The organism is Streptomyces sp. NPDC050619 (assembly GCF_040654815.1).
GTDB lineage: Bacteria > Actinomycetota > Actinomycetes > Streptomycetales > Streptomycetaceae > Streptomyces.
Genome location: NZ_JBFAIR010000201.1, coordinates 1 through 1,020 on the forward strand (window position 1 = coordinate 1; position 1,020 = coordinate 1,020).

Consider the following 1,020-nt stretch of genomic DNA (forward strand, 5'->3'; position numbering starts at 1 on the left):
GCCGGTATCAGGCAGTGCCTCGGTGAGGTCGATCTTGAAGACCTTGCCGATGGCGCCGGAGGTGGGACACAGCACGGCCGGGCTGAGGTCATTGGGCGGGCTGAAGCAGGGATCCTTCAGTTCGCTGCCGACGATGCACCGATAGGCGTCAGAGCGTACGGCCGCCTGGGAGGACGCAAAGCAACTGCCGTCGGCACTCGCGACGACGCGGACGTCGTCAGCGGGCTCGCCGAACGTCCAGGGCGTGTAGGTATTGACCTGGGTGACAGGGCGCGAAGACGGCGTGGGGGCGGACATGGCCAGCGAACTGGTTGCTGCGGGCGGCTTCCTTGATGGCGAAGTGGGTGCGGTGGAGGCGGCCGCCTGAGCCTGCGTGGTGGAGCCAGCACTGTGGCGGACGGGGGGTGCAGACGGTGTCAAGGCATGGCCGGCTGCTGGCGACTGACGGGAGAGGGCGTAGGCGACCAGCGTCGCCGAGAGGGCGCCTGAGAGGGCGGCGGTGATAGCGGCCTTGTGCCACCAGCGCATGCCGCGGCTGGCCGGCGTGGCAGTGCCTGGATAGGTGTAGGACGCGGTGAGCGGGGCCGGCTCCCGCAGCAGGCGGGGCAGGTCCCTGCTGAGGGGTCGTAGGCGTGGATCGGAGCGGAGGGCTGCGCTGACCGCGCGCACAAGGTGAGGCGGAAGTCCGCTCAGATCCGGTGTGGTGTGCTGGATACGGTAGGCGAGCGCTTCGGCAGGCCCAGTACCGAAGGGGTGACGTCCCAGGGCGGCAGAGGCGACCACGAGCCCCCACGTGAACACATCGGCCGCAGGACCCGCGGTTCCGGTGGCCAGCTGCTCGGGCGCCAGGTATCCGGGGGTGCCCAGCCTCCAGCCGGTACGGGTCACCGCGGTGGCGTCGGCCAGCTGCGCAATGCCGAAGTCGATCACTTTCGGGCCGTCCGCGCCCAGCAGCACGTTCGACGGCTTCAGGTCGCGGAGGCCTTGGCGCGGGCATTGGAGACGATTCACGCGGCCGGG

1 protein-coding gene is annotated in these 1,020 nt (G+C 70.1%); it reads right to left on the bottom strand.

The features are described 5' to 3' along the window. Positions 1–1,020: protein kinase (locus AB0I77_RS54025; RefSeq protein ID WP_363290404.1), on the bottom strand; the 1,020-nt coding region annotated here is incomplete at both ends.